The organism is Streptomyces sp. NPDC001508 (genome assembly GCF_040298665.1).
Classification (GTDB): Bacteria; Actinomycetota; Actinomycetes; order Streptomycetales; family Streptomycetaceae; genus Streptomyces.
On sequence record NZ_JBEPAP010000012.1, the window covers coordinates 18341 to 40173 of the forward strand.

Sequence of the window (21833 nt, forward strand, 5' to 3'; positions counted from 1 at the left end):
GCGCCCCAAAGTCATGCCGTCCCACCGATACACACGGCCGCGGCCCGTGGACCTGCCCGACCGCATCTGGCCCGGCAAGACCCTCACCGCGGCGCCCCGCTGGCTCTCCACGGACCTGCGGGACGGCAACCAGGCGCTGATCGAACCGATGAGTCCCGACCGCAAGCTGCGGCTGTTCGAGACGCTCATCGCCATGGGCTACCGCGAGATCGAGGTCGGGTTCCCCGCCGCGAGCCGCGCCGACCACGCGTTCGTACGACGGCTGATCACCGAGGATCGCATCCCCGACGACGTCCGTATCTGCGTTCTCACCCAGGCCCGCGACGAGCTGATCGAACAGACCGTGCGCTGCCTGGCCGGCGCCCCCGCCGCCACCGTCCACCTCTACAACGCCACGTCTCCCTTCTTCCGCCGGGTGGTGTTCGGCGTCACCCGTGAGGAGTGCACGAGCCTCGCCGTGCGCGGCACCGAACACGTCCTGAAATACGCGGAAACGCACCTCGCGGACTGCGACCTCGGCTTCGCCTACTCGCCCGAGATGTTCAGCGAGACCGAGGACGACTTCGCGCTGGAGGTCTGCGAGGCGGTCATGGATGTCTGGCAGCCGGGCCCCGGCCGTGAGATCGTCCTCAACCTGCCCGCGACCGTCGAGCGCAGCACACCCAACGTCTACGCCGACCAGGTCGAGCGCATGAACCGCGGGCTGTCCCGCCGAGCCCACATCGCCCTGTCCGTCCACCCGCACAACGACCGCGGCACCGCTGTGGCCGCCGCCGAACTGGCCGTCCTCGCCGGTGCCGACCGCATCGAGGGCTGTCTGTTCGGCAACGGCGAGCGCACCGGCAATGTCTGTCTGGTCACCCTCGGCCTCAATCTGCACGCCCAGGGCATCGACCCCGGCATCGACTTCTCCGACATCGACGCCGTCCGCCGCACCGTCGAGGAGTGCACCGGGCTGCCCGTCCACCCACGCCACCCCTACGCCGGCGACCTCGTCCACACCTCTTTCTCCGGCTCCCACCAGGACGCGATCAAGAAGGGCTTCGCGGCGCTGGAGCAGCGGGCCGCGCGCGACGGCGTGCCGTTGGAGCACGCCCGCTGGGAGGTTCCCTATCTGCCGATCGACCCGGCTGACGTCGGCCGCTCGTACGAGGCCGTCATCCGGCTCAACAGCCAGTCCGGCAAAGGCGGCGTCGCCTATCTGATGCTGCACGAGCACGGCTTCGACCTGCCCCGCCGCCTCCAGATCGAGTTCGCCCGCACCGTGCAGGAGCACATGGACGAGGCCGGCGGCGAGATCAGCGCGGAGCAATTGGGAGCGCTGTTTCGGACCGAGTACCTGGACGCGGCGGACGGGGCGGAGGAAGGGCCCCGGGCCGACGTCCGGGTCCTCTCCCACGTGAAGCACACCCGGCCCGCGCAGGACGGCACCTCCCAAGTCGTCGTCTACGCCGAGTGCTCGGTGCCGGCCGCGGCTCGTACGGTGTGGGGCGTGGGTTGCGCGGCCGACACGGCGCAGGCACTTGAGCGGGCCCGCTCCAGCGCCGCCGCCCGGGCCCGCCGCGCGACAGCGACTGCATCCCCGCGGACGGGGCCGGAGTCAGGCACCGTGATCCGCTGACCGAACCCTTCTCGACCGCAGCGATGCACCGAACAAGTGCGGCGTGACCGCGACCTGTTCCCCGCGCCGCAGGCTCACCGATCTGCAGCCACCGTATGCAGTTGACGTCATCGTCATCGTCACCGGCGCCCGCGGCCCGCGGCATATCATCGGCAGATGACTCGACGTGGGTTGGTACTCGGCGGCGGTGGCGTGGCAGGAGTCGCGTGGCAGACGGGTGTGCTGGCCGGGCTGCTCGAAGGAGGCGCCGACGTCCTGGAGGCGGATGTGATCATCGGTACGTCTGCGGGGGCAACGGTGGCTGCGCAGATCACCAGCGGGACTCCGCTCGGGGAACTGCTCGACCGTCAGGTCGATCCGGCGCTCCAGGCGCCTGAACTGTCGCCCGTTCTCGGCGCCGAGGACCTGATGACGCTGTTTCTCGATGCCCGTGACGGCCCCACGGACGCCCTCGACGTGCGGCGCCGGATCGGCGCCATGGCGCTGGCGGCACCGACGGTCGCGGAGGCCGAGCGACGCGCGGTGATCGAGGCCCGGCTGCCCTCGCACCGTTGGCCGCGGTCGGAGTTGAAGATCGTGGCCGTGGACGCGGAGAGCGGTGCGGAGCGGGTGTTCGACCCGGCATCGGGTGTCGACCTCGTGGACGCCGTGGCAGCGAGTTGTGCCGTGCCCGGAGCCTGGCCGCCGGTCACGATCGGCGGGCGCCGCTACATCGACGGCGGTACGCGCACGGCGGAGAACGCCGACCTCGCCGCCGGGTGCGACCGGGTCCTCGTGCTTCAGGTAATGGCGGTTCTGGGCAACACCGACCTCGACCACCAGGTCGCCGAACTGCGCGAGAGTGGCGCGCGGGTCACGGTGCTCCGCCCGGACGACACCGCGGCATCGTCGATCGGCCCAGACCTGCTCGATCCTGCGGTGCGGGGATCAGCGGCCCGCGCCGGTCACGGCCAAGGGCTGCGTGCGGCGTCGGCGACAGCCGAGTTCTGGCGCTAGCGGTGGTTCGTTGACGGCGGGTTCGTGCGGGAGCAGGCCGTGACATAAGTACGTCAACTAAGGCCTGGCGGAACCGAGATGACGAAACGGCTGCCCTGTCCGCCCGCGCCAGGCCCGCTGGAGGCGTGCGCCGGTCAGCACCGTCGGCAGCGGCGGACACCTTGATCCCTGCTGCTCGCTTTGACATACCACCGTCGGTGTGCCGGCCCGGAGATCCTGTCGCAGGAGCGGCAGCTGTCCTGGAGCGTGGCCTTCAGGTCGTCGAGCGAGCAGAACATGCCGCGTTCGAGGCAGCGCCGTTCCCACCGCCTGGTGCTGCGCGGACAGCTTCCCCGATCACCTTGCCGGTTGCGGTGTTCAGGGCAGCGAGAAGGTCCACGGTGCCGTGCCGGACGTGGTCGAAACTGCGGCGCTCAGCAGCGTCCGGGACCACCGGCAGGACGGGAGCGGTCCGCTCCAAGGCCTGGATCTGCGATTTTTCATAGTCGGTGAGGGTGCGCGGCACCCCGGACGCGGTTCGTCGGACACACCATCCAGCCGATCCCGCAGGAACCTGGTCCGCCACCGTGCCACCGTCCTACGGTCCGTTCCGGCCCGGCGGCAACGGCCGTGTTGTTCCCGCCCGCAGCGAAAGCCCGCACAATCCGCGCCCCTTTCGCCAGACCATGGACCGTGGACGCCGTGTGGCCCAGTTCTGCACCGTCAGCCCCTCAGCCTCGGATGTATCCCGTGATCTGAAACAGAACACGACTCACGAGGCGACCGAAGACCTCAAGGAAGTCGTGTGGCGGTCGTCCGTCGGCCCCGGTGCGCGGGAATTAGGTCGACCGGCGGCCGAAATCACGCGGCCCCGTTCCCTTTCGGAAATCTTTGACCATGGCTTGATTTCCACTCCCAGTGCCTTAGTGAGCATCTTCGACCGTGACTGGAACTCTATGATCCCTAATTCTTTGAACTTTGAATCAGGGTCACTTGGTCTTGACAAGTTCACACTCCAGCCAAGAATGGAGTCCGTGTTCTGTTGATTGTCTTCGGCGCTTCGCTCAGCTTGGCCGCTCTGATCACGACCCTGTTTTGTGACAGAAGGATGAAAGCCGATGGAAGCATGGTTCGACACGGCGCGCGCCGTGCCATCAGGACGGCCCCGTACCTACTGCTTTGCGCATGCGGGCGGCAGGGCACAGGCGTTCGTGGAGTGGCAGGAGGCATTGGCCGAAGTGACCGCGCTGGTCGCGGTCACTCCGCCCGAGCGCACCGGGATCGACAGGGTCTGCGACCAGGCCGCCGCGCTGATCGCGGCGCAGCGCACCGGGCCATTTCTGCTGTTCGGCCACAGCCTCGGCGCGCTGATCGCCTTTGAGGTGGGGCGCAGGCTCGACAACCGCCCCGCGCACCTGATCGCTTCCGGCTGTGTCGCGCCGAGTCTGCATCCGACACCGCGGATGGTCGAGGTGGCGGGCCTCGACGGGCAGGGCCTCACCGAAGCGCTGGCCGTCTACGGGGGACTGCGGCCGGAGATTCTGGCCGATCCTGAGCTTCAGGAGTTCATACTTCCCGACGTCCGAGCTGATTTCAAAATGGTCGCGGAGTATCGTTATCGCCCCGCCGCCGCCTTGCCGTTCGGCGTCTCTCTGGTCAACGGCATGGATGATCCGCTGGTCCGCAGCGAAGATCTGACGGACTGGTCGCGTGAGTGCATCGGCGAGCCCGATACCTACTGGTCCGAAGGCGGCCACTTCTATTTCGAGCAGCATCCGGAAGCGGTCACTGAAGTGATCCGCCGAGCGGCGGAGGCGCTGCCGGTCGAACTTCTTTAGGTTCCGGCATTGAACGAGAAAGGGAAGCATGGCCGACGAACACAGCAAGGCCATCACGTGTGCCGAACTGCACCGCTCAGCCACCTTCGTAGCGCCGAATCCATGGGACGCCGGAAGCGCGCGGATGCTGTCCGGTCACGGCTTCTTTGCACTCGCGACGACCAGTGCCTGCCTCTTTCTCAAGTCCGCGCTCGGCTACGCCGGATCGCACGCCCTGCTGGGCAGGTCATGACCTCCGTCTACCTCACCTCCCCCGGCTACCTGCTCGGCGAGATTGAACAGGACCACTACGAGATCCCCGGTTTCGCTGCGCGCACTCGGGAGTACGGTATGCGGCCCGACGCCCGGCTGTGGGGCTGGGACAAGGTCCGCCGCACCGAGAAGTCACTGGAGGAACTGGTCGTCGACACCGGGAAAACGATCATCGACTCGGCGGATGTCGATTTCCTGGTGCTGTGCTCGACCCGGTTCCCCGGCGACGCCCACACCCACGGCGAGTTCATGGAGACGATCATGAACGGCCTCGGTCTGGACTGCGCGTTCCTCGGCCTGACCCTCAACCGGTGCACCAACCTGGTGAGCGGGCTCGGCGTAGCAGAGGCCTTCGTCCGGACGGGCAAGTACCGCAATGTCCTGGTGATCACTGCGGACCGCAGCACCACGGAGACCGCCCGGATAGAAAACTTCGCCCTGTTCAGTGATGGCGCAGCCGGCTGCCTGGTCACCGCGCGGCCGGGTGACTACGAGATCCTCGGCTCGGCGAGCGCGCAGGACGCCCAGGCGCTGGACTGGGGCAACGAAATCAGCGCGGACCTGTCGCGGGAGGTCAACGACATCCTGCTGGCCCCGCGCGGGCTGGCCCCCGGTGACCTGGCCGGCCTGCTGCACAGCAACCTGTACATCCCGATCGTCGTGATGAAGGAACGTCTGGCCGGATTCTCACCCGCGCAACTCGACACCGCCAACACCGCCCGAATCGGCCACTGCTTCGCCGCCGACCCGCTGATCAATCTCGCCGATCGCCGCACCGAACCGGGTGGGTACTACCTGCTCGCCGCAAGCGTGCCGGGTTCCCGCACCGCCATGTTGCTGCGGAAGACCCCACCACGGCCCTGATCCGAACAGGCCCCAGGACATTGTCCGGAGGTTTCGATGCCTGCTTTCGCCCTGCCCGACACGTTCGTCGTAGCGCCTTTGTCCGCTTCCGAGTTCGACCCGTCCGCAGCCGCAGTGACCCACGAGGTGATCGCCGCAGGCCCGGAGTCCGTCTACCACCGGCTGGCCGGTGATCAGGAGTCCGAGGCCGTGTTCCTCCTCGCCCGGCATGTGCTGAATGGTTTCCTCGACGGCGCGCGGGAGCCGACCGACCAAGCCTGCGGTGCGCAGGAGGCCGACGGCATCGCCGAGCGGACAGCCCAGGTGCATCGGCAGATCAGCGGGGTGCTGCAGCCGTTGCGCGAGGCCGAACCCCGGGTGCGCGCCGCTGTGCTGGCTCAGCGCGCGCCGCTGGCGCTCATCGGGGGCTGCTGGCTGGACTCGGTCTCCCAGCCCGCCACCCAGCCCTCGATCGTGGTGAACCACCTGGTGCGTCACCAGTTCGTCTGGCGGGGTGAGGGCAACCCCCGGCGCGGGCTCCAGCAGCTGCGCTGGCGTGCGCTGGAGGATCTGGGCGTGTTCCTGCCGGACGTCATGGCGCCGGACTTCCTGCGGCGGGCGGAAGCCCGGCCGCTCACCGCGTGGCACGGCGCCTACCACCTCAGCCTGGCCAGGCTGCCGACGACGTTCCTGCCCGAGGTGGTCGGCACGCACTATGCCGTGGCCGCGCTCGGCGTCGACGAACTTCTGCTCGGCACCCGGCCCATGCTCGTCGAAGCCGACTTGAGGGCCGCCCTCGCCGACTACCTCGCACTGGCCCCGAACTCGGTCAGGAACAGGTTGTACGCCGCGGTCACGCGCACGCTGGCGATGGAACTGGAGCACGTGCGCCTGCTCGCCGACGTCGCCGAATGGCATGCGGGCCTTTCGCTGGACGCGCAGGTCGCGCGGATCGTGGCCAGACATGCCCCGTTTGCGGGCAAGCAGCACCGCAACGTTCGCGTCGGCGGTCGGCCGCTGACCGAACGGTTTGCCGATCCCGACTTCGACTTGGCCGCGTTCATCGGCGATCTGCGTGTGTCACCCCAGTTGAAGCCGCGTGACGGCGGGTGTCGGTTCCTGCGGGCCATCAAGTTCGGCGGCCCCATGTTCGGCATCTTCGACGAGCAGGAAGCGGCGACCTTCCAGCGGTGGGCCGAGGCGATCGCCGCGGGAAACCCGCCCGGCGTTGAACTCACCCCGAACACGGCCGGTGACGACACGGCACGCGCGCTCGCGGAGGCGATCGGCGCGCTCCCGCCCGAGGTGCGACTGAGGGCCGCCGGCCGGAGCGACGACCGCGAGTTCCTCCACCGGCTGGTCAACATCGAGAACTTCCCCAACACCCTGGCACTCGCGCGCGCGAGGGCCGAAGAGGGGCTCGCCCGGGCCGAGATCCTTTTCGAGCACGGCGGTGCCGGCGTCCTTACCGACGCGAGCTGGTTCGACTACTCGCCCTCGGCGCTGAACGAGCGCGTCGACCGCATCTACTGGGACAAGCTGGTCAATCCGTACCGGCCGCTCACCGAGATCCCGGACCGCGACGAGGTGATCTTCGGGCAGAAGACCTTCGCGCTCGGCAGCATGATCGACGGCGCGTGGGCCCATCGCATCGGCGCGACCGGCCGCTACACCCGCCGCAGTGACGGCATGCTCTACTCGATCTACGCCGACGAGATGGGCCGCGGTGACGTCACCAAGAACCACATCACCTTGATCTACCAGGTGCTCGCAAGTATGGGCATCGAGGTGCCGCACATCCGCGATACCGCCTTCCTCGACCAGGACGAGCTGCCCGACCACCTCTACGGCTTCTCGCTGTTCCAGCTCAGCCTCGCGCTGTTCCCGGACTCGCTCTACGACGAGATCCTCGGCTACAACCTGGGCATCGAGATGTTCGGGCTCGGCACCATGCGCATGCACGAGACGCAGAAGCTGCGCCGCTACGGCTTCGACGCCGCCTACGAGGAGGCGCACCTCACGATCGACAACCTCTCCGCCGGCCATGCGCGCCAGTCGGCCGAGATCATCATCGCCTACCTGCACGACGTGGCGAAGCTGTCCGGCGCCGACGCGGTGTCGTCGCACTGGGAACGGATCTGGCGCGGCTACGCCTCCTTCGCCTACTTCATCGAGCACGAGCTGGTGGCCGGCCTCACCCGGCACGAGCCGGCGGATGTGATCATCTGATGGCCACGGCCACGTCCCCCAACACCTTCGACACCCGCATCCTGGCGCTGCCCCTGTATGAGAACCACCACCGCGAGCTGGCGGAGCGCCTGGTGACCTGGTGCGACGAGCACCGCAATGCGCTCGTCGGCTCGGAGCGGCCGGAAACGGCTGGCCTGCGCATACTCCGCGCGCTCGGCGACGGGGGCTGGCTGGCTTTCCTCGATGGCGGCCCCGACGATTACCGCGCCCTGTGCCTGGCGCGGGAGGCATTTGCGTACGCCGGTGATCTCGCCGATTACGCGTTCTCCATTCAGGCCCTGGCAGCCACCCCGATCCGCCGCTTCGGCACCGACGACCAGCGCCGCCGGTATCTGCCGGGACTGGCCGCGGGCACCCTGTGCGGCGCCTTCGCGATATCGGAGGAGGCGGCGGGTTCTGATGTCGCCGCGATCGGGTTGGAGGCGCGCGAGACCGAGACCGGCTGGGTGCTCAACGGCGGCAAGGCGTGGATCGCCAACGCGGGCATCGCCGAGGTGTACACGGTGATCGCGCGCACCGGCCCAGGACCGGGCTCGTTCGGGCTCACCGCCTTTCTGGTCCCGGCGGCCGTACCCGGCCTGCGCGTCGAGCCGGTGCCGATGATCGCCCCGCGGGCGCTCGGCCATCTGGTGTTCGACGACTGCGCGCTGCCGCGAGAGGCGTTGCTCGGCAGTCGTGGCGCCGGGTTCCCGATCGCGATGGAGGTGCTGGACCGGTTCCGGATGACCGTAGGGGCCGCCGCGCTCGGCTTCGCCCGTCGGGCCGCCGATGCGGCGCTGTCCCGGGCACGGGAGCGGCCCATGCTGGGCGGGAAACTGTTCGATCTGCCCACCGTGCGCGCCACCTTCGCCGACATGGAGGTCAAGCTGGACGCGGCCGCGCTGCTGGTGGCCCGGTCGGCCTGGGAGATCGACCAGGGCGACTCCCGCTACGCCCGGCACTCGTCGGTGGCCAAGCTCTACGCCACCGAGGCCGCGCAGCAGATCGTGGACAGTGCGGTGCAGATCTTCGGTGCGGCCGGGCTGGTCCGCGACAGCCTGCTGGAGCGGCTGTACCGGCAGATCCGGTCGCTGCGGATCTACGAAGGCTCCTCTGAGGTGCAGCAGGCGATCATCGCGGCGGCGATCGACCCGGACAGAACACACCGAGGGGCGTCATGACGCAGCCGCTTTCCGCGACGTTGAGCACGGCCGCCACCCATCCCGACCCGTATCCGTTCTACGCCGACCTGGTGGCCAACCAGCCGTTCGGCTACGACACCGGCAGTGGGCTGTGGGTGGCGGCCGGCGCGGCGGCGGTGTCCGAGGTGCTCGCCCATCCGGCCTGCCGAGTCCGGCCGAGCACCGAGCCGGTGCCGCGCGGCATCCTCGGCACCCCGGCCGGCGACGTGTTCGGCGAGCTGGTCCGGATGACCGATGGCGCCCCGCAGGTGCGGCGCAAACAGGTGCTGCTCCAGGCGCTGAGCACAATCACCGAGGAGCAGGTCGTCGCGCTGGCCGCAGAACAGGCGGGCAAGGCGACCGACTGGACGGACCTCCAGTTCGGGGTGCCCGTACGAGTGGTGGCCACGGTGCTCGGCCTTGGCGGGAACATCCCGGCCGAGGCAGCCCGGCTCATCGGCGAGTTCGTCCGGTGCGTTCCCCCATCGGCCACCGCCGAGGACCAGGCCGCCGCGGCCGCCGCGGCCGCGCGGCTGCTCGACCTGCTCGGCCCGTACCTGCGCGCCGGGAGCGGCGGCCTGATGGGTGAGCTGGTCCGCCTGGCCGCCCGCGACGACCGGCCCAAGACCGCTCCGCTGCTGGCCAATGTGATCGGCTTGCTGTCGCAGACCTACGACGCCACAGCGGGGCTGGTCGGCAACACTCTGCTCGCACTGGCTCGCCACGGACAGCCGGACGATCTCGCGGCCTTCGTCGCCGAGGTGGTCCGGCACGACGCGCCCATCCAGAACACCCGCCGATCCGTGGTGACCGCGACCACCATCACCGGCCACGAAGTCCCGGCGGGCTCAGCGATCTTGCTGCTGCTCGCCGCGGCCAACCGCGACCCGATGGCCAACCCCGATCCGCACGCGTTCCGCCCCGGCCGGGCGGACCCGCAGGTGTTCACCTTCGGCCGGGGCGCCCACCGGTGTCCCGGCCGGGCCATGGCCGCCGCGATCACCATCGGCGCCGTCGCCGCGGTGACCGGGGCGCCCTCGCACGAGGGCTACCGGCCCTCACCCAACGCCCGCATCCCCGTCCTGAAAGGGCAGCTCGGATGACCCGATTATGGCTCAGGCACGAGGTGCGCAGCACCGAACGGAGAGCGGCGGTGGTGCCGACCGACGCGGCGCGCCTGGTGGCCGCCGGACACCAGGTCACGGTCGAACGGTCACCGCAGCGGGTGTTCCCGACCGGGGAGTACCTGACGGCCGGCTGCACCATCGCGCCGGCGGGCAGCTGGGTCGACGCGCCCGCGGACACCTACGTCATCGGATTGAAGGAACTGCCGGACGAACCGGCCGCGCTGCGGCACCGGCATGTGTACTTCGCTCACGCCTACAAGGGTCAGCGCGGCGCCGCCGGCCTGCTGCGCCGCTTCACCGCCGGCGGTGGCACGCTCCTCGACCTCGAGCACCTGACCGGCGAGGACGGCCGGCGGCTGGTCGCGTTCGGCTACTGGGCCGGGTACACCGGTGCCGCGCTGGCCGTCCTGCACCTCCGCGGCACCCTTGAGGTTCCGTTGCGGCCGGGCTCGCGCGCCGATCTCGACATCGCACTGGCCACGCCCGGCGAGCGGCCAAGAGTGCTGGTGGTCGGCGCGCTCGGCCGCGGCGGGCGGGGCGCCCGCGCCGCCTGCGCTGTCGCCGGGATCCAGCCGACCTCATGGGACATCGCGGAGACCAGCAGGCTCGACCGGCCGGCGCTGCTGGCGCATGACATTTTGGTCAACGCGGTCTTCAGCACCGGCCCGGTCACGCCCTTGCTCACCGAAGCCGACCTCGACGACCCGGCCGGCGAACTACGGGTGATCTCCGACGTGACCTGTGACGTGACCTCGGACTGCAACATCCTGCCGGTGTACGACCGCGTCACCAGCTGGCAGGAGCCGGCCCGCGCGCTGCGCCGGGGTGAGCGCCCGGTGCACATCATCGCCATCGACAACCTGCCGTCGCTGCTGCCGTGGGAAGCCAGTGCGGCGTTCTCGGCCGAACTCGGCAGGCACCTGCTCGACCTGGACTCGGCGCCGTGGCAGCGAGCGGCCCGGCGGTTCCGTACAGCGGTGAAGGAGAATGCCCATGCCTAGGGTGCACTGGGTCGGTACCGGACTGTCCACCGGCGGCGGCGTCCGGCTGCTCGCTGAACAGGCCGATGTCGCGCTCTACGGGCGGACCAAGGCCAAGGCCGAGGCCGTCGTGGGCCGGCTCGGGCTGGCCAGCAAGGCGACTGCCGCGGCACTCGACACGCTGGCCCCGGCGCGCGGTGACGTGGTCGTGTCGATGCTGCCGGCGACCGAACACGCCTGGCTGCTCAAGCTCAGCATCGCCGCGGGGGCCCATTTCGCGGACACCAGCTATGCCGACGCTGAGATCGCCGAGCTGGCCGAGGGCGCGGACGTCGTCGTGCTGACCGAAGCGGGCCTGGATCCCGGCATCGACCACCTGCTCGCACACGATCTGGTGGCCCGCGGACGGGCCGCAGTCAGCGGGCCGGCGAGAGCGAGGTTCACCTCCTACTGCGGCGGGATTCCGGCCGTGCCCAACGACTTTCGTTACCGGTTCAGCTGGGCGCCGCGCGGCGTGCTGACCGCGTTGCTCTCACCGGCGCGCTATATCGAGGGCGGCGCCGAGTCGACTGCGGTCCGTCCTTGGGAGGCGACCCGCCCGCACCTGGTGCGCGGCGAGGAGTTCGAGGCGTACCCGAACCGCGACAGCATCCCCTTCATCGCCCGGTACGGCGTACCGGGGCTGTGGTCGCTGGACACCTTCATCCGCGGCACCCTCCGGCTCCACGGCTGGCAGGCCGCATGGCAACCGGTGTTCGCCGAGTTGCGCACCGGTGACTCCGACCGGATCACCGAGTTGGCCGAGGACCTCGCGCAGCGGTACCCGACCACCGGCGCCGACCGGGACCGGGTGGTGCTGGCCGTCGCACTCGCCGTCGAGGGGGAGGACGCCACGGCGTGGTCCGGGGAGTACGTGATCGACGTCACCGGCGACGAGGAGGACAGTGCGATGGCCCGGCTCGTGTCGACGCCGCTGGCGGTCGGTGTCGGGGAGATCCTCTCCGGGCGCCTGCCCGCCGGGCTGCACCGCGGGGCCGAGGACGCGTATGCGGCCCGCCGCTGGCTGGACTCCCTGCGCTCCAGCAGGATCACCGCCGAGTTCACGGAGTCCGCGACCGGACATAGGGGCGTCGAGAAATGACCGGCGAGAACCACTTCGGTGTGCTCGGTATCGGTGTCGGCCCGGCCAATCTCAGCCTGGCCGCGCTGCTGTATCCACACCGGGATCTGCCCAGCCTGTTCCTCGATCGCAAGGAAGCCTTCGGCTGGCACGACGGCCAGCAGATCCCCGGCACCACACTGCAGGTGTCGACGTTGAAGGACCTGGTCAGCCTGGCCGATCCGACCAGCAAGTTCTCGTTCCTGAATTACCTGTACGACCAGGGGCGCATCTATCACTTCATCAACGCCCGGTTCGACGCCGTGCCGCGGCAGGAGTTCCGCAACTACCTGGAATGGGCGAGCTGGCGCATGAAGAACGTCGTGTTCGGCGAGGAAGTGCGCTCGGTCGATTTCGACGGTGTGTTCAAGGTGCGCACCGATGAGCGGGTGCTCACCGCGGACAACATCGCCGTAGGCGTCGGCCGCCGGCCGTGGATTCCGCCGGCCGGACGGGGCTGGCATTCGAATAGCCAGTTCCATGTGTGCGACTTCGTCGACAAGGCCGTCCACCTTGAGGGCAAACGCGTCGTGGTGGTGGGGGGCGGGCAGTCGGGCGCCGAGGCGTTCCTCGACCTCATCTCCCGTGAAGGCAGCAAACTGCCCAGCCGGGTGTCGTGGTTCTCCCGGCGACGCAACTTCCTGCCGATCGACGACTCACCGTTCACCAACGACTTCTACATGCCGTGCTATTCGGAGTACTTCTACGGCCTGGAGCGAGCGACCCGTGAGCGGCTCAACCAGGAGAACGTCCTGTCCAGCGACGGCATCTCTGAGCCGACGCTGCGTGCGATCTATCAGCGGACCTATCACCACCGGTTCATCGCGCGCTCGCCCGGACTGATCAGGCTGTACCCGAACCGGGAGATCACGGGCGTGGCCAAGGCCGGTACGGGGTGGGAGTTGACCGTGGTCAACAACGACCGGCCCGACGAGCCCCAGCGTGTGACGACCGACGTGATCATCTGGTCGACCGGCTTCCGCACCGGCTTGCTGGATCTGCTCGCCCCCCTGGCGGACCGGCTCGACTGCGATGGCGGCGAGTACCGGGTGGACCGGGACTTTGCGGTGCGCTGGGACGGACCGGCAAACCACAACGTCTTCATCCAGAACGGGACTCCCGCCCAGCGTGGCCTCGCAGACAAGAACTTGAGCCTGCTGGCGTGGCGCAGCCAGCGCATCGTCGACCGCCTGCGCGGCGTACAGCGGGAGGAGCAGCTTTCGTCGTTCGTCGAGTGGGCGGACGAGGACATCGAGGACGGCGAGCCGAGAGGGAGGGTGTGACATGGGCCTGGACACGGTCGCGGTGATCGGCGGCGGCATCATCGGCTGCCTGGTGGCCCGGCGGATCGTCCACGAGCATCCGGCGAGCACGGTGCTGCTCCTTGACCGGGACGCGGTCGGCTGCGGCGCCAGCAGACGCTCGGCCGGACTGCACTTCCCGCGTGGTGCGAGCGAGCGGGTGCGCCGGATGTCGGCCTACAGCCAGGAGTTCTACGAGAAGCTCAAGGCCGACCGGCCCACCGTGCCGATCCATCCGGTCGGCATGTCGATGCTCTCGCAGAGCGACAGAGCCGAGCTGGAGAAGCTCTACATCGATCCGGTCCGCCGTGACGACGCCCCCGCCGTGCTGGACGCCTGCGGTGCCGAGGTCCGCGTGCCGCCGCGCGCGTCGGTGTGGGACGTCAGGAGCGCGCACTACGCCGATGTGCACCGTCTGGTCCAGGAGCTGGTCACCGAGCTGCGCCCGCGCGTCCACGTGCGTGAGGGAGTCCGGGTCACCGGGCTGGAGCCGGACGGCCTCGGTGTGCGGCTTTCGCTCGGCACGGGCGAGCGGCTCACCGTCGACCGAGTGGTGCTTGCGCCGGGACCGTGGCTGAGCGAGCCCGCATGGGCCGATCCGGTCGCGCCGCTGGGAGCACGCGTCAAGAAGATCGTCGCCCTGCACATCGACCACCCCGCGGACGGGGCCGACCGGGCGGTCGTCTTCCACGACGAGGACGCCTTCCTGCTTCCCCTGGCCTACCGGGGGCATTGGCTGTTCAGCTACACCTGCCAGGACTGGGACGTCGACCCCGACCGAGTCGGCGCCGATCTCGACGCGCACGACGTGGAGCAGGCCCGCACGTCCCTGAGCCGTTACGCGCCCTTGCTCGCGTCACGCTGCACGGCCGGGCGCGTCTTCTGCGATGCCTACAGCGTTTCCCGGCAACCGTTGCTGTGCCGACTCGACCCGGACGGCCGGGTCGTGTTCGCAGGGGCGGCCAACGGATCCGGCTACCGCCTCGCCCCGGCCATCGCGGCTGAGGCAGTCCACCTGTTGGACTCGAGCGCGAAAGGGAACCCGCGATGAGAATCGACACCTTCGACCCCGCGACGCTCAGCGATGCCTTCGGAATCGACATGAGCACGATCGACCTGCCCGGGGTCGTCGGGCTGGGCGCAGGCTGGGGCCGGGTGGCGCCGGGCAGGCGCTCCGACCCGCACCAGCACGACGAGATCGAGATGTTCGTCATCGTGTCGGGCAGCGGCGAGGTCGTGGTGGACGGCGCGCGGCATCCGGTCGGACCGGGCACGGTCGTCAAGTTCGACCCGTTCGAGACGCACGTGATCGACAACACCGGTGACACCGATGTCGTCTTCGTGACGTGTTACTGGCGTGAGCCCCGGCACGCTGAGGAGGCGGCCGCGCGTCCCGGCCGACGGCGCTTCGCGGAGCGGCCGGTGTTCGTCTTCTCCACCCCGCCCACCCCCAACGGAGACCTGCACCTCGGGCACCTGTCCGGGCCGTACCTCGGCGCGGACGCTTTCGTCCGGTTCCAGCGGATGAACGGGGCGCGGGCCTGGCACCTGACCGGCAGCGACGACCACCAGAGCTACGTGGTCGCCAAGGCGGCGCAGGAGCAGAGCACACCGGAGCAGATCGCCTCGCACTACGGCGCCGAGATCACCAGGACGCTGGAGCTGATGGACATCCGGCCCGACCAGTTCACGCTGACAAGTGCGGACGCCGGATATCGCGAGGGCCTGCGCGACTTCTTCGCCGCGGTGGAGGCGTCCGGCAAGGTGGCCCGGCGCGAACTGCCCGCGCTGTTCGACGAGGAGACCGGCCGGTACCTCTACGAGGTCGATGTGTCCGGCATCTGCCCGTCGTGCGCGGCCGCCACCAACGGCAACATCTGCGAGGAGTGCGGCGAGCCCAATGTCGTCGCCGACCTCGGCGATGCGCGCAGCCGGATCTCCGGCTCGGTGCGGGCGGGCGGCCTGGTCCGGCACGCCCTGCCGCTGCACGAGTTCCGCGAAACCGTCACCCGGCATCACCGGCTCGGCCGGGTGCCCGCCCGGCTGCGCGAACTGGCCGAGCGGGTGTGTGCGCGGGAGACCTTCGACCTGCCGCTGAGTCACCCCGCGCAGTGGGGCGTTGCGCCCCGCGGAGCCGACGACCAGGTGATCTGGGTGTGGCCGGAGATGTCGTACGGCTTCCTGCACGGCATCGCGCGGCTCGGCGCCCGGATCGGCGAGATGTGGCAGGCGGACAAGCCGGAGCAGGACTGGAAGATCGTCCACTTCTTCGGCTACGACAACAGCTTCTACCACGCGATCCTCTACCCGGTGCTGTATCGGCTGGCGTTCCCGCACTGGGAGCCCGACATCGACTACCACGTCAACGAGTTCTATCTGCTGGACAACCAGAAGTTCTCCACCAGCCGACAGCACGCGGTGTGGGGCAAGGACATCCTGTCCCCGCAGACGGTGGACGCGGTGCGGTTCTACCTGTCCCGCACCCGCCCGGAGGGCGAACGCACCAACTTCGAGCGGGAGGCCTACACCGCGACCGTGCGCGAGGTGCTGATCGACGGCTGGCAGGGCTGGCTCGACGATCTCGGCCACCGACTGAACACCCGGTACGGCGGCGTGGTGCCGGACGCCGGAGTCTGGACCCCCGAGCACACCGCGTTCCATGCCCGGCTCGGCAGGCGGCTGGCGGCCGTGACCGCGCACCTCGGACAGGACGGGTTCTCGCTGCGGGCGGCCACCGCCGAACTGGAGGGCATCGTCGCCGACGCACGCGCCTTCGCCGCGCGCGAGGAGGTACTTGCCGACGCGTCCGGGTGGCAGTCGGAGCATCGCACCGCGATGGCGCTGGAACTGGCGGCGGCTCGGTTGCTGTCCCGGGTCGCCACACCGGTCATGCCGCGCTTCGCCGCGCGTCTTGCCGCGCTGCTCGGCGAGAGCGAGCCGGCCTGGCCGTCCACCGTGGACCTGGTGCCGGCCGGGGCCGGGCTGGACCTGATTGGGCAGGTGTTCTTCATCGCCGAGCCGGCACCTGCCGCACCGCCGGACGCCGCACCCGACCCCCTGCCCTGGCTCGCCGACCTGGTCCGGAGCACGCTCGGCCTGCCGGCGGGGGCGGTGGTGGCCGACAAGACGCTGCGGGAGCTGGGCGCGTCGTCCTTGCAGGCGGTCGCGGTGCAGTACCAGATTCTGGAGCGGCTGGATCTCGACGTACCGATGGCGGAGCTGCTCTCCGGGCGGAACATCGCCGCGCTGAGCCGGGAGCTGGCCGAGGCGGTGGCCCGATGACCAGCTACCTGTCGGTACTGGAGGAGATCGGCGCCCGCGGTCTGAGCATCGTCGCCGTCGGTACGGACCTGCGGCTGCAGGGACCGCGCGAGCGCGTGGACGCCGACCTCGTCGGCCGGATCAAGGCCGTCAAGTCCGAACTGCTCGCCCATCTCAGCGCGGACCCCGGGTTCGCGCTGACCCCGTTGCAGCGAAGCTATCTCGTGGGCCGGGACGAGGTGTTCGAGCTGGGCAACGTGGCCAGCTACGTCTACCACGAGATCGAGGGCCACTGGGACGTCGACCGGCTCCAGGCCGCGCTCAACGCTGTGGTCGCCCGGCACGACTGCCTGCGTTCCCGGTTCACGCCGACGCAGTCCCAGGTCCGGCATCCGCAGGTGCACGTCCGGATCGACCGGGCCGACCTGCGGGACGACGACGGCACCGGGCTGGCCGCGCAACGCGCGCGCTGGACGCACCGGATGCTGCCGACCGCCCATCCGCCGTTGCTGGCGGCCGAGGTCTCGCTGCTGGCCGGGGACCGGATGGTGCTGCACGTCGGTCACGACGGCCTGGTCATGGACGGCATCAGCATGTTCCTGTTCTTCCGCGAGTGGTGGGCGCATTACGAGCGGGAGCAGCCACCGGCGGGTGAGGAAGCCTCCTTCGAGTCCTATGTGGCCGCGCTGGAGGCCGCCCGCAGCCGCAAGCCCTACGCCCGCGCCAAGGCGTACTGGCTGAAGCGGCTGGACGGCGGCACCCTGTGGGGCCACCCGGAGCTGCCGCTGGCCAAGAGTCCCTCCGCGATCGCGACGCCGCGCTTCACCCAGCGCGTCGTCCGGGTGCCGGCGTCGCGGTGGGCGGTGCTGAAGGAGCACGCCGCCGCGGTCGGCGTCACCCCGTCCGGACTGTTGTTCGCTGCCTACGCCGAGACCCTCGCGTGCTGGGGTGCCGGCCCCCGGTTCACCCTGACCACCACGGTGGCCAACCGGCCGCCGGTGCACCCCCGCATCCTGCAGTCGATCGGGCAGTACAGCGATCCGATTCTCGTCTCGGTCGAGCTGGACCGCGGTGTGACCTTCACCGAGCGGGCCAAAGCGGTGCAGGAGCGGCTGCGCACCGACCTCGACAACCGGCACTTCTCCGGCATCGAGGTGCTGCGGGAACTCGGCCGGCGCAGCGGCGGGCAGCCGCGCATGCCCTACACCTTCAACAGCGCCATCGGCTATCCGCTCGCGGAGGCGGACGGCTCCGCGCTCGAACTGTTCGGACCCGAGGTGCACACCGTCTCCCAGACGCCGCAGACCTGGCTCAACGTGTTCGCCATGGAACAGCACGGCGGCGTCGTCGTCCAGCTCGACGGCGTCGACGAACTGTTCCCGCCCGGCCTGCTGGACGACATGGGACAGGGGTACCAGCGTCTGCTCGACCTGCTTGCCGACGACGGTGAGTGGAACAACCACTGGTTCGACCTGCTGCCCGACGAGCAGCGCGAACGCAGGCACGCCGCCAACGACACCGACCGGCCGCTGCCGCAGCAGCTGCTTCACCAGCTGTTCGAGACCCAGGTGCGCCGCTCTGCGCAGGCGCCCGCGGTGATCACCTCGGCCGGTGAGCTGAGCTACGCCGAGCTGTACCGCAGGGCCCGCGCTGCCGCGGCCTGGCTGCGCGCCAACGGGGCCGAACGCGATGAACTCGTCGGCCTGGTCATGACCCGGGGACCCGAGCAGATCGTCGGGATCATGGCCACGCTGCTGGCGGGTGCGGCCTATCTGCCGGTCGACGCGGACCTGCCCGCCCGCCGACAGCAGGAATTACTCGACCACGGCGCAGTACGGTGCGTGCTCACCGACTCCGGCTGGAGCGTCCCTGCGGGCCCACGCAAGGTGCTGGCGCTGGACAGCGACGCCGCAGCCGACGGCGGGCCTGAGCTGCCCCCGGTCGCCGGGGCGCATCCCGACGACCTTGCCTACGTGCTGCCCACCTCGGGCACGGCCGGCACGCCGAAGGGCGTCATGGTCAGCCACCGCAGCGTGGCCAACGTCGTCGCGGACTGCACCCGCCGCTTCGGCATCGGTCCACGCGACCGGTTGTTCGCGATCAGCGCGTTCAGCTTCGATCTGTCGGTCTACGACGTGTTCGGCGCGCTGTCCGTCGGTGCCGCGCTGGTGCTGCCCGACCACGACAAGGCCGCCGACCCGGCGCACTGGCTCGAAATGTGCGAGCGCGGTGGGGTCACGGTGTGGAACTCGGTGCCACAGATCGTGGCGCTGTTGCACGACCAGGCACGCGCGGAAGGCTTCTTGCCGCTGGCCGGCCTGCGGCTGGTGATGATGAGTGGCGACCGGATCCCTCCGCAACTCCCGGCGGCGCTGCGAGCGAGCCTGCCCGGGCTCGAAGTGGTCTCGCTCGGCGGTCCCACCGAGACGACGGTCTGGAACGTCGTCCACCCGATCGGTCCGGACGACGACGGCGCGCAGCGGATCCCGTACGGGCGGCCCAACGACAACAACAAGGCGTATGTGCTCGACGAGGACGGCGTGGACCTGCCGGACTGGGTGCCCGGCGAGATCTTCGCCTCGGGGACCGGCCTGGCCCGCGGGTACTGGAAGGACGAGCAGGCGACCGGCGAGAAGTTCTGCTACGACCGACGACGAGGCGTACGGCTGTACCGCACCGGCGACCGCGGGCGCTACCTGCCGTCCGGGGAGATCGACATCCTGGGCCGGACGGACTTCCAGATCAAGCTCAACGGCTACCGCATCGAACCGGAAGAGGTGGAGACACGCCTGGTCACGCTGCCTGGCGTACGGCAGGCGGTGGTGGTCCGCCGACCGGGTGGCCGAGGCGACCTGCTGGTCGCGCACCTGGTGCCGGGCGAACGGGACCAGCCGGTGCCTGACGGCGAGCGGAGGCGCCTGGCGGAGGAACTGCGCTCGGCGCTGCGCGAGCAGCTGCCGGAGTACATGGTTCCGTCCGCCGTGGTGTGGCACGACAGCCTGCCGCTGACCGCCAACGGCAAGATCGACCGGTCGGGGCTGGCCGCGGACGACATGCCTCGGGCCGAGCCCATCGCGTCCGGCGGTGCCGCACTGGCAGAAGGCATCGAGCGGGAGCTGGCAGAGCTGTGGGCGAGTGTGCTCAAGCTGCCCGACGTGGACGCGCTGACCCCGCTGACCGACCTCGGCGCCGACTCGCTCGCCGCGGCGCGCATCCTGGTCGGCGTGCGCAAGCGGTACAAGGTCACCATCCCGTTGTCGGAACTGGTCCGGGTGAACACGGTGCGGGCGATGGCCGAGCGGATCGGACGGGCCGCATGAGCGTGATCAACCGGGTCATCAGTGGTCCGCCGCGGCCGGGCAACCGCTTGGCCGTGGCCCGGCTCGGCGCGACCGAGGCGTGGGATCTCACCGAAGTCTGGGAGATGTCGGGCCGGGTCGCCGAGTACCTGCTCGGTCTCGGCGTCCGGCCAGGTGACCGGATCGGCATAGTCGCGGCGAACTCGCTGGAGTGGGTGCTGCTCGATCTGGCGGCGCTGCGGATCAAGGCGGTGACCGCGGGATTCGACCCCGGCAAGTTCGATGCGACCGGGGCTGACCTCATGGCCCGCTACGGCCTCACGGTTCTGTTCACCGACCAGGACGAGACGGCCGAACGAGTACGCCCGATCACCGCCCTGCGCGGGCTCCCGCCCTCGGACACCGACCTGCCGACGATGTCGTGGAAACCCGGCGAGGCACCCGCGCTGAAGTTCACCTCGGGCAGCAGCGGCCCGGCCAAGTCGCTGCTGGCCAGTGCGGGAAGCATCGACAGCTCGCTCGCCGCGGTGCAGGACATGTTCGCGCACGGTCCCGGCGACGACCTCTTCGTCTTCCTGCCGCTGTCCCTGCTCCAGCAGCGGTACTGGGTGTACTCGGCGCTCGTGTTCGGCCACGACGTCACGATCAGCACCTACGAAGCCGCGTTCGCCGCTTTGCGCACGGCGCGGCCGACGGTGGTGATGGGCGTGCCCGGCTTCTACGAGACGACGCGCGCTCACCTGGAGGCCAGGGCCGCACGGACCGGGACCTTGCCGGCCGAGGCGGCCGCCGAGGTCTTCGGAGGCCGGATCCGCTACCTGTGGACAGGCTCCGCGCCCGCGAACCCGGCCACGCTGCGGTACTTCGCCGACGCCGGCCTGCCGGTCTTCGAAGGCTACGGGCTCAACGAAACCTGCATCGTGGCCAAGAACCACCCCGGTGCGTACCGGCCCGGCAGCGTCGGCCGGGTGCTGCCGGGAAAGGAGGTACTCATCGACTCCGACGGAGTGATCAACGTCCGCAGCGAGCTGCCGGTGGCCACCCGTTACGAGCACGCGGAGCCGGGCGACTCGGAGAAGATGTTCCGGCCCGGCGGTATCGTGCGCACGGGTGACCTCGGCGATCTCGACGAAGACGGCTATCTGTTCGTGCACGGCCGGGCCGACGACGTGATCGTGCTGGAGAACGGCAAGAAGATCGCCGTACGGCGGATCGAGGAACGTCTCAAAGTCTGTCCGGCGATCGAGGACTGCGTGGTGACCAACCCGTCGCAGCGGCAGCTCGTCGCCATCGTCTCGCCCGCCGTGCACCCGGCGGACCCCGAGCTGGTCGCGGCGGCGCTGCGGCAGGCCAACGCCGCCCTCGAGAACGACGAGAAGATCGCCAAGGCCGTCCTGGCGGACCGGTTCAGCGTCGACAACGGGCTGCTCAGCTCCCAGTTCAAACCCCGTCGCAAGCAGATCGAGGCACGCTACCGCAGCCTCGTCATCGACCCCGAGGAGGGAATCCGTGCCTGACGCCATCGAACGGGCGGCCCGCGCTGCACTGGCCGAGGTCCTGCCGCAGGACCTGCCGCCGGAGGCCATCGATTCCGACGCGGACCTCGACCACCTCGGCCTCACCTCGCTGAACAAGGTGCTGTTCCTGACATCGGTGTGCGACCGGGTCCAGGTCGGACTGCACCACTTCACCGAACACGACCTCGCCGCGATGCGCACGCTCGGGCAGGTCGTCAGCGCGCTCTCCCGGCATGCCGAGGTGAGCTGA

Annotated in this window: 17 protein-coding genes; 16 read left to right on the forward strand and 1 reads right to left on the reverse strand. The window is 69.9% G+C overall.

Annotated elements, in window-relative coordinates:
• Nucleotides 1-13: 13 nt before the first annotated feature.
• Entirely contained in the window at nucleotides 14-1621 is a 1608-nt protein-coding gene (locus ABT245_RS14025) for a 2-isopropylmalate synthase (RefSeq protein ID WP_351733276.1), read from the forward strand.
• A gap of 156 nt (nucleotides 1622-1777) precedes the next feature.
• A complete protein-coding gene (locus ABT245_RS14030) occupies nucleotides 1778-2617 on the forward strand; it encodes a patatin-like phospholipase family protein (RefSeq protein ID WP_351732996.1) in 840 nt (279 codons plus the stop codon).
• A gap of 253 nt (nucleotides 2618-2870) precedes the next feature.
• Here ABT245_RS14030 and ABT245_RS14035 read toward each other — a convergent pair whose 3' ends face one another.
• A complete protein-coding gene (locus tag ABT245_RS14035) occupies nucleotides 2871-3122 on the reverse strand; it encodes a hypothetical protein (protein WP_351732999.1) in 252 nt (83 codons plus the stop codon).
• Between the two features lie 592 nt (nucleotides 3123-3714).
• Between ABT245_RS14035 and ABT245_RS14040 the strand changes: the two genes are divergently transcribed.
• Genes ABT245_RS14040 through ABT245_RS14105 form a run of 14 tightly spaced genes read left to right on the forward strand, consistent with a single transcriptional unit; the run spans nucleotide 3715 to nucleotide 21833 of the window.
• Nucleotides 3715-4434: a thioesterase II family protein gene (locus ABT245_RS14040; protein ID WP_351733002.1), complete on the forward strand. Its 720-nt coding sequence runs from the start codon at nucleotides 3715-3717 to the stop codon at nucleotides 4432-4434.
• 28 nt (nucleotides 4435-4462) lie between these two features.
• Entirely contained in the window at nucleotides 4463-4666 is a 204-nt protein-coding gene (locus ABT245_RS14045) for an isocitrate lyase/phosphoenolpyruvate mutase family protein (RefSeq protein ID WP_351733005.1), read from the forward strand.
• Complete coding sequence (locus ABT245_RS14050) at nucleotides 4663-5550, forward strand: 3-oxoacyl-ACP synthase (RefSeq protein ID WP_351733008.1); 888 nt, start codon at nucleotides 4663-4665, stop codon at nucleotides 5548-5550. The genes ABT245_RS14045 and ABT245_RS14050 overlap by 4 nt, the downstream gene beginning before the upstream one ends.
• Nucleotides 5551-5586: 36 nt before the next feature.
• Nucleotides 5587-7758 carry an iron-containing redox enzyme family protein gene (locus ABT245_RS14055; protein ID WP_351733011.1) on the forward strand — a complete coding sequence of 724 codons (2172 nt, stop codon included), beginning with the start codon at nucleotides 5587-5589 and terminating at the stop codon, nucleotides 7756-7758.
• Nucleotides 7758-8939: an acyl-CoA dehydrogenase family protein gene (locus ABT245_RS14060; RefSeq protein WP_351733013.1), complete on the forward strand. Its 1182-nt coding sequence runs from the start codon at nucleotides 7758-7760 to the stop codon at nucleotides 8937-8939. Before ABT245_RS14055 ends, ABT245_RS14060 begins: the two co-directional genes overlap by 1 nt.
• Nucleotides 8936-10042: a cytochrome P450 gene (locus tag ABT245_RS14065; RefSeq protein ID WP_351733016.1), complete on the forward strand. Its 1107-nt coding sequence runs from the start codon at nucleotides 8936-8938 to the stop codon at nucleotides 10040-10042. The genes ABT245_RS14060 and ABT245_RS14065 overlap by 4 nt, the downstream gene beginning before the upstream one ends.
• The gene (locus ABT245_RS14070; protein WP_351733019.1) at nucleotides 10039-11067 is read left to right on the forward strand and encodes a saccharopine dehydrogenase; all 1029 of its coding nucleotides are present in this window, start codon (nucleotides 10039-10041) and stop codon (nucleotides 11065-11067) included. The genes ABT245_RS14065 and ABT245_RS14070 overlap by 4 nt, the downstream gene beginning before the upstream one ends.
• Nucleotides 11060-12187 (forward strand): saccharopine dehydrogenase C-terminal domain-containing protein, encoded by a 1128-nt coding sequence (locus ABT245_RS14075; protein ID WP_351733022.1) that lies wholly within the window; start codon nucleotides 11060-11062, stop codon nucleotides 12185-12187. Before ABT245_RS14070 ends, ABT245_RS14075 begins: the two co-directional genes overlap by 8 nt.
• Nucleotides 12184-13488: a lysine N(6)-hydroxylase/L-ornithine N(5)-oxygenase family protein gene (locus ABT245_RS14080; protein ID WP_351733025.1), complete on the forward strand. Its 1305-nt coding sequence runs from the start codon at nucleotides 12184-12186 to the stop codon at nucleotides 13486-13488. Before ABT245_RS14075 ends, ABT245_RS14080 begins: the two co-directional genes overlap by 4 nt.
• Before the next feature lies 1 nt (nucleotide 13489).
• The gene (locus ABT245_RS14085) at nucleotides 13490-14557 is read left to right on the forward strand and encodes an NAD(P)/FAD-dependent oxidoreductase (protein WP_351733027.1); all 1068 of its coding nucleotides are present in this window, start codon (nucleotides 13490-13492) and stop codon (nucleotides 14555-14557) included.
• Complete coding sequence (locus ABT245_RS14090; RefSeq protein ID WP_351733030.1) at nucleotides 14554-16788, forward strand: class I tRNA ligase family protein; 2235 nt, start codon at nucleotides 14554-14556, stop codon at nucleotides 16786-16788. Before ABT245_RS14085 ends, ABT245_RS14090 begins: the two co-directional genes overlap by 4 nt.
• Nucleotides 16785-20087, forward strand: a complete 3303-nt coding sequence (locus ABT245_RS14095) for a non-ribosomal peptide synthetase (protein WP_351733033.1) — start codon at nucleotides 16785-16787, stop codon at nucleotides 20085-20087. The genes ABT245_RS14090 and ABT245_RS14095 overlap by 4 nt, the downstream gene beginning before the upstream one ends.
• A complete protein-coding gene (locus ABT245_RS14100; RefSeq protein ID WP_351733035.1) occupies nucleotides 20084-21583 on the forward strand; it encodes an AMP-binding protein in 1500 nt (499 codons plus the stop codon). Before ABT245_RS14095 ends, ABT245_RS14100 begins: the two co-directional genes overlap by 4 nt.
• A complete protein-coding gene (locus tag ABT245_RS14105) occupies nucleotides 21576-21833 on the forward strand; it encodes a phosphopantetheine-binding protein (protein ID WP_351733038.1) in 258 nt (85 codons plus the stop codon). The genes ABT245_RS14100 and ABT245_RS14105 overlap by 8 nt, the downstream gene beginning before the upstream one ends.